Annotated in this window: 6 protein-coding genes; all 6 read left to right on the top strand. The window is 68.0% G+C overall.

Features of this window, described 5'->3' with window-relative positions; genetic code table 11:
• Nucleotides 1-307: 307 nt before the first annotated feature.
• Genes G6031_RS11775 through G6031_RS11750 form a run of 6 tightly spaced genes read left to right on the top strand, consistent with a single transcriptional unit; the run spans nt 308 to nt 7,087 of the window.
• Entirely contained in the window at nt 308-1,054 is a 747-nt protein-coding gene (locus G6031_RS11775; protein ID WP_187702246.1) for an ABC transporter ATP-binding protein, read from the top strand.
• Nucleotides 1,051-1,863 (top strand): ABC transporter ATP-binding protein, encoded by an 813-nt coding sequence (locus G6031_RS11770; protein WP_182653355.1) that lies wholly within the window; start codon nt 1,051-1,053, stop codon nt 1,861-1,863. The genes G6031_RS11775 and G6031_RS11770 overlap by 4 nt, the downstream gene beginning before the upstream one ends.
• Entirely contained in the window at nt 1,863-3,698 is a 1,836-nt protein-coding gene (locus G6031_RS11765; protein ID WP_182653354.1) for an AMP-binding protein, read from the top strand. Before G6031_RS11770 ends, G6031_RS11765 begins: the two co-directional genes overlap by 1 nt.
• The gene (locus tag G6031_RS11760) at nt 3,695-4,582 is read left to right on the top strand and encodes a branched-chain amino acid ABC transporter permease (protein ID WP_182653353.1); all 888 of its coding nucleotides are present in this window, start codon (nt 3,695-3,697) and stop codon (nt 4,580-4,582) included. Before G6031_RS11765 ends, G6031_RS11760 begins: the two co-directional genes overlap by 4 nt.
• Nucleotides 4,579-5,757, top strand: coding sequence for a branched-chain amino acid ABC transporter permease (locus G6031_RS11755; protein WP_182653352.1), 1,179 nt, complete (start codon nt 4,579-4,581; stop codon nt 5,755-5,757). The genes G6031_RS11760 and G6031_RS11755 overlap by 4 nt, the downstream gene beginning before the upstream one ends.
• A gap of 46 nt (nt 5,758-5,803) precedes the next feature.
• A complete protein-coding gene (locus tag G6031_RS11750; protein WP_182644916.1) occupies nt 5,804-7,087 on the top strand; it encodes an ABC transporter substrate-binding protein in 1,284 nt (427 codons plus the stop codon).
• Nucleotides 7,088-7,257 lie beyond the last annotated feature (170 nt).

Raw genomic sequence — 7,257 nt, 5'->3', positions numbered from 1 at the left:
CGGGGTTAACACACGTGTAGAGACGATCGACGCCTCGCCTGGCCGCGTCCGTCCTCGCGGGACCCGATCTCGCGCGGGTCGGCATCGCCGCAGGTCAATCAGTTCGAGGACGGTGGACTGGCCTCACGTATCACGACTCCGGCGCCACCCGCAGGGACTTCGCCCAGCCCGGCGCCGCCGAGAACATGATCAGAGAAATCGGCCTAAACACAGAAATGTTCGGACACCTGAGAATAGTGTGGTCTCCATCACACCAGGAGGCCGAGTGTTATCAGTTCGTAATCTCGAGGTCGTCTACGACGACGCGATGCTCGTCATCAGAGGTGCGAGTTTCGACGTGCCGGACGGCCACGTCGTCGCGCTGCTGGGCGCGAACGGAGCCGGCAAGTCGACGCTGCTGCGCAGCCTCTCCGGACTACTCGATGTCCACAACGGGGCCATCACCAAGGGGTCGGTCACCCTCGACGGGGAGGACATCGGTTCGCTGAGCGCACCCGCGATCGCGCGACACGGCGTCAAGCACGTCCTCGAGGGGCGACGGATCTTCAAGGAGTTCTCGGTCGAGGAGAACCTGCGCATCGGCGCGCACGTCACGCGCCGCCACCTCCGCGAGGGCCTCGATCGCGTCTACGGGCTCTTCCCCGTCCTCCACGAGCGCAGGTCGCGAGTCGCCGGCTACCTGTCCGGCGGCGAGCAGCAGATGCTGGCGATCGGCCGGGCGCTCATGTCCGCACCGCGATACCTCCTGCTGGACGAGCCGAGCCTGGGCCTGGCGCCCAAGATGGTGGAGCAGATCCGGGACATCATCGTGGAGATCAACTCGCAGGGGACCGGGGTGCTGCTGGTCGAGCAGAACGCGGCGATGGCGCTGTCGATCGCCCGACACGGGTACGTGGTGGAGACCGGCCGCGTGGTCATGGACGGGCCCGCGGCGGACCTGCTCGACAACGACGACATCCGCGAGTTCTACCTGGGCGCGCGCTCGGACTCCGACGAGACGAAGTCCTATCGCGACGTCAAACAGTACCGGCGGCGCAAGAGGTGGGCGTCATGACGAACCCGTCCACCTCCACCCCGGTCGTCGAGTTCTCGCAGGTGAGCCTGGCCTTCGGGAACCTCAAGGCGATCGACGGCGTCGACTTCACCGTCAACCCGGACGAGCTCTTCGCGATCATCGGCCCCAACGGCGCCGGGAAGACCAGCATCTTCAACGTCCTCTCGGGCGTGTACCGGCCGCAGCAGGGGTCGGTGAAGCTCAAGGGACAACAGCTCCTGGGGATGCGTCCGCACAAGATCGCCCGCCTGGGGGTCGCCCGGACGTTCCAGAACGTCGAGTTGTTCGCCAACCTGACGTTGGTCGACAACCTCATGCTGGGCCGGCACGTGAAGTTCCGCTACGGCACGCTCGCGGCGATCGCCTGGGTGGGGCCGGCCAGGCGCCAGGAGGAACTGAACCGCGCCGCGGTCGAGGAGATCATCGACCTGCTGGAACTGCAGGCGTGGCGCAAGCTCCCGGTGGGCCTGCTGCCCTACGGCATCCAGAAGCGCATCGAGCTCGGGCGGGCACTGGCGATGGAGCCGGAGATCCTCCTGCTGGACGAACCCGTGGCCGGGATGAACCTCGAGGAGACCGAGGACACCGCGCGCTTCCTGCTCTCGATCCGACAGGAGTTCAAGACCCCCATGATCCTCGTCGAGCACGACATGAGCCTGGTGATGGACATCGCGGACCGCGTGCTGGCCATCGACTTCGGCGCCCCGCTGGCCCTCGGCACCCCTGCGGAGGTCCAGAGCCACCCGGCGGTGGTGGAGGCCTATCTGGGCGGCCAGGCCGCGGTGCCCGCGGACGGAGGGGGGAGCTGATGAGCACCACCACTCTGGCCACGCGGGTCCGGGACAACGCCGCCGCCCACCCCGGGGACGTGGCACTGCGCAGGAAGTCCCGGGGTGTCTGGCAGCCGACGACCTGGGCCCAGTACTGGGACCAGATCCAGGACGTCGCGCACGCGCTGATCGCGCTCGGGATCGACACCCAGGACCGCGTCGCGATCCACAGCGAGAACCGCCCCGAGTGGCTGATCTGCGACATCGCGACCGTGGCCGTCCGGGGCGTCAGTGTGGGCGTCTATCCGACCAACCCGGCCGCCGAGGTCGGGTACCTGCTGGAGAACAGCCAGGTGAAGCTGCTGGTGGCCGAGGACCAGGAGCAGGTGGACAAGGCGCTGGCGGTCTCCGACCAGTGCCCCGACCTCACCCACATCGTGTACCTGGAACCGCGCGGGATCCGGGGACACTACGACGACGAGCGCCTCATCCACTGGGACGACTTCCTGGCACTCGGTCGCGAACACCGACAGAAGGACGACGGGGCGGTGGACCGGCGGATGGAGCAGGCCCAGCCCGACGACCTGATCACCCTCGTCTACACCTCGGGATCGACGGGCCCGCCCAAGGGAGCCATGCTCACCACGACCAACGTCGAGTTCGCTATCGACACCGTCATGACCCGCGGGGGGACCTCCGATCCGCCCCCGGGGCCCTCCGACTACGTGCTGACCTATCTCCCGCTGTCGCACGTCGCCGAGCGCTTCTTCACCACGTGGATGAGCTGCGCGAGCCGACTCCAGGTGACCTTCGCCGAATCCATCGACACCGTGCCCCAGAACCTCCAGGAGGTGCAGCCCACCCTGGTGATGGGTGTGCCGCGGATCTGGGAGAAGCTCCTGGCCTCGGCCCAGATCCGTCTGGAGGACGCCACGTGGCTCAAGCGGAAGTGGTCGGGTTTCTGGATGGCGCGGGCCGAGCGGATCGGCGACACGCTGGTCTCTAACGGCGGGCGGCACACCCCGGCCAGCCGTGCCTGGTACGTGCTGGGGTGGATCTGCATGTATCGGGCGCTGCGGGTCCGGACGGGCCTGCGGTACGCACGGCACGCGGTCTCCGGAGCGGCTCCGATCGCCCCGGAGGTCCTCAAGTTCTTCATGGGGATCGGCGTGCCGATGCACGAGCTCTACGGGATGACGGAGAACTCGGCGATCGCCACCACCAACAAGCCCGGACGGGTCAAGCTCGGGACCGTCGGCGAACCCCACGAGGGCACCGAACTCAAGATCGACGAGAGGACGGGCGAGATCCTGGTCCGCAGCCCGGCGGTGTTCGCCGGGTACTGGCGAAACCCCGAGAAGACGGCCGAGACCATCGACGCCGAGGGGTGGCTCCACACCGGGGACGTGGGCGAGTGGGTCGACGGGACGCACGTCAAGATCACCGACCGGATGAAGGACATCATCATCACCGCCGGCGGCAAGAACGTGTCGCCGTCGGAGGTCGAGAACGCCCTCAAGGTGTCCCCCTACATCAAGGAGGCCCTCGTGATCGGCGACGGCCGCAGGTTCCTCACCGCCCTCATCGGGATCGAGCTCGAGACGGTCGGAGACTGGGCCACCCGCAAACGTATCGCCTACACCACCTACCGGGACCTGACGGAGAAACCCGAGGTCCGCGAGCTGGTGCAGGGGGTGGTCGACACCGCCAACGAGAGGTTCAACGCCGTGGAGCAGGTCAAGGCATTCGCGCTGCTGCCCAAGGAGCTCGACCACGACGAGGGTGAGCTCACCGCCACCCAGAAGGTCAAGCGGTCGGCGGTGACGGCGATGTTCGCGGACCTCGTCGACGAGCTGTACGAGGGGGCACGATGACCCAGTTCCTCAGTGCCCTGAGCGTCGGTCTGGGTTCGGGTGCCATCTACGCACTCGTCGCGATCGGCTTCGTCATGATCTTCAAGGCCACCGGTGTCATCAGCTTCGCGCAGCCCGCGTTCCTCATGTCCGGTGCGATCATCGTCAGCTTCCTGGCTCCCGTGATGGGCTTCTACGTCGGTGCGATCCTGGGGGTCATCGGCATCGGCGTCGTCGCCCTGCTGGTCGAACGGGCGGCGATCCGCCCGATGATCGGCAAGGCGGTGTTCATCGTCGCGATCATCACCGTGGGGCTGGACATCGTCATCCGCACCATCGCCGGCATGTTCCTGGGGACCCAGCCGCGGTCGGTCGGGGACCCGTGGGGAACCGACGTCTCGGTGATCGGCGGGGTCGTCATCCAGCACCGGCACGTGGCGGCGTTCGTCACCGCCGCGGTGATCGTGATCGCCCTCCTGTTGTTCTTCCGGTACTCCTCGGTCGGACTGGCGATGCGGGCGGTCGCGTCGGACCAGGAGGCGGCGATGGCCCAGGGGGTCAGTGCCAGCGCGATCTTCGCGCTGTCCTGGGCGATGGCCGGTGGGCTGGCCGCGATCGCGGGCGTCTTCGCCGCGACGGGCGGCCCGATCGGCAACCAACTGTGGCTGGTGGCGCTCATCGCGCTGCCCGCGATCGTGATCGGCGGGTTCGACTCGATCGGCGGCGCGATCATCGGCGGCCTGACCATCGGCATCGCCCAGGCCGTCGTCTCGACCTACCACAACCAGTGGTTCCCCGAGCTCACCACCAACCTGGGGCCGCTGATGCCCTGGATCATCATGCTGGCCGTTCTCCTGGTCAGACCCCACGGACTGTTCGGCACCAAGGAGGTGGAACGGGTATGAGCCAACTCGTATCGGCGGCGGAGCCGCACGGGACGTCGAGCGGCTCGACCGGACGACGGACAGGTTTCTTCGGGCGGCCCCGCGGCCGACCGGAGCTGTACTCCAGCTACCGGCAGGAACAGGCGCTGTTCAACACGCGGGCCAAGGCACTCGGCGCCGGGTTGCTGGTCCTCATCGCCATCCTGCTGCCGTTCAACGTGAGCGATGACCTGCTGCGGATCCTGGGGCTCGGACTCGTCCTGGCCATCGGTGGCATCGGGCTCAACCTGATCACGGGCTACGCGGGTCAGATCTCCCTGGGGCACGCCTTCTTCGTGGGGGTCGGTGCGTACACCGCCTCGGTGGTGGCCGGTGACCCCGAGGGGCGCGCACTGGGCCTGGGGATCACCTTCATCCCGGCGTGGATCCTCGCCGCCGGTGCGATGGCGGCGCTCTGCGGGGTGATCGTGGCGCCGCTCGCCACCAGGTTGCGGGGCCTGTACCTCGCGGTGGTGACCCTGGGTCTCGTGTTTCTCGGAACCTACGTCTTCACCGAGTGGAGCAGTGTCACCGGTGGTCAGGGTGTCGGACGAGAGGCGCCCCGCCCCGTGCTGTTCGGCGACGACCTCACGCTCGACAGTGCGTTCACCTCCGACCAGAAGCTGTACTGGTTCTTCCTCGCGCTCCTGCTGATCGGCGCGCTCGCGGCCCGCAACATCGCCCGCTCACGGGTCGGCCGCGCCTTCGGGGCGATCCGGGACCGCGACATCGCGGCCGGCGTCATGGGCGTCGACCTGTCGCGGTACAAGCTCATCGCGTTCACGGTCTCGTCCTTCTACGCGGGCGTGTGCGGGTCGCTGCTGTTCGTCGCGAACCGGCACTTCGGTCCGGAACAGTTCGGGCTGATCATGTCGATCCAGTTCGTCGCCATCGTCTTCATCGGCGGGGCCGCGACCATCTCCGGGACCATCATGGGCGCCCTGCTCATCGCGTCGCTGCCCCGGATCTCCTCCGAGATGACCCACTTCATCCCCTTCATCTCCACGGCGCCCAACGTCAGCCCGAACATCTACGAGGTCGAGGCGATCCTCTACGGCGGGCTCATCGTGGCCTTCCTGTTGTTCGAGCCCCGGGGCCTGTACGGCATATGGCTGCGGATGCGGATGTATTGGAAGAGCTTCCCCTTCACCTACTGAGCCCACCCACGACCGATCCACCCACCGAACACCCGAGGAGAAGACGATGAAGTCGAAGACACTACGCAGCGGGGTGGCCGGCCTGGCGGCCGTCGCCCTGGTCCTGTCGGGCTGTGGCCGCGACGACGGTGGCGACACCGAGGTCGCCGGGGTCACCGAGGAACCGTGCCCCAACGCCGTCGACGAGTCGAACGGCTGCATCTACCTCGGTGCGATCACCGACCTCACGGGCCCGTTCTCCCCGGTCGGCGCGCCGATGATCGAGGGCGCGCAGGCCTACTGGCAGAACGTCAACGAGAACGGCGGCATCGACGGCTACGAGGTCGACATGGTGACCCACGTGCGCGACAGCGGCTACAACGAGACCACCCACTCCCAGGAGTACCGGGAGATCAGGGACCAGATCCTGGTACTGGCCCACTCCCTGGGCACGGCCCACACCAACGGCATCCTCGACGACACGCGGCAGCAGAACATCCTCGCCGTCCCCGCCTCGCTGGGGTCGAACTGGCTGTTCGAGGACGGCGTGCTGGAGTTCGGCACCAGCTACTGCGCCGAGGCCATGAACATGGTCGACTACGCGGTCGACGAGCTCGATGCCACGAGCGTCGGCATGGTGCACTTCCCCGGTGACTACGGCGACGACGCCGCGAACGGCGCGGAGATCGCCGCCGAGGAGCGCGACGTCGAGTTCACCCGGTACACCACGGCGCCCGGCGGCACCGACGAGCAGACCGCGGTGATCCAGCGGATCCTGGCGGACCGGCCGGACGTCGTCCTGCTCGCGACCAGCGCGATCGAGACCGGCGCCATCGTGGGCGCCACCGTCGCGCAGGGCTACGAGGGCCAGTTCATCGGCGCCACCCCCACCTGGAGCGCGGGCCTGATGGGAAGCCAGGCCGCCCCGGCACTCGAGGCCCGATACCGTGGCGCCGCCACCGTCGCGCCCTGGGGCTACGACTCCGAGGGCCACAACGAGATGCGCGAGTACGCCGAGTCCATCGGGGCCGAGCCCAACGACTGGTTCGTGCTGGGATGGGCGGCCCAGACCGTCATCCGCGGCCTGCTCCAGCAGGCGATCGAGAACGACGAGCTCACCCGGGCCGGGGTCTTCGAGACCGCCGACTCCCTGACCGGGCTGGATACCAACGGGATGTTCGCCGAGGGTGCCGGTGACTACTCGGGAGACGTCAACGACCACGCCTCGCGCTCAACCATCTTCAACCGGATCGAGGCGGACAGCCCGACGGGACTCGTCCTGGAGGAGGAGTGGTACGAGGGGCCGACCGCGGCCGACTTCGAGTTCACCGAGGCGTGCTACCTCATGTGACCGAACGCGCTCTGTTCAGCTGACGCGAGCCGCCCGTCGACCACTGTCGACGGGCGGCGTGCTGTGCACGCGGGCGACCTCGGACGAGAACCTCGCCGCCAGCGCGGGGTGCCCGGCCCAGTGGGTGTGGAGGTACGAGGCGTGCAGGCTGGGGGTCGCGAAGCCCTCGG

The sequence above is a fragment of the Dietzia sp. CQ4 genome (assembly GCF_014145125.1).
Classification (GTDB): Bacteria; Actinomycetota; Actinomycetes; order Mycobacteriales; family Mycobacteriaceae; genus Dietzia; species Dietzia natronolimnaea.
Note: the sequence above shows the minus strand (reverse complement) of the source record. Positions and strands in the feature narration are given on the sequence as shown.

Bases quoted from the DNA above. Each gene is read 5' to 3' on its own strand.
- G6031_RS11775 (WP_187702246.1), top strand. From the start codon at position 308: ATGCTCGTCATCAGAGGTGCGAGTTTCGACGTGCCGGACGGCCACGTC.
- G6031_RS11770 (WP_182653355.1), top strand. From the start codon at position 1,051: ATGACGAACCCGTCCACCTCCACCCCGGTCGTCGAGTTCTCGCAGGTG.
- G6031_RS11765 (WP_182653354.1), top strand. From the start codon at position 1,863: ATGAGCACCACCACTCTGGCCACGCGGGTCCGGGACAACGCCGCCGCC.
- G6031_RS11760 (WP_182653353.1), top strand. From the start codon at position 3,695: ATGACCCAGTTCCTCAGTGCCCTGAGCGTCGGTCTGGGTTCGGGTGCC.
- G6031_RS11755 (WP_182653352.1), top strand. From the start codon at position 4,579: ATGAGCCAACTCGTATCGGCGGCGGAGCCGCACGGGACGTCGAGCGGC.
- G6031_RS11750 (WP_182644916.1), top strand. From the start codon at position 5,804: ATGAAGTCGAAGACACTACGCAGCGGGGTGGCCGGCCTGGCGGCCGTC.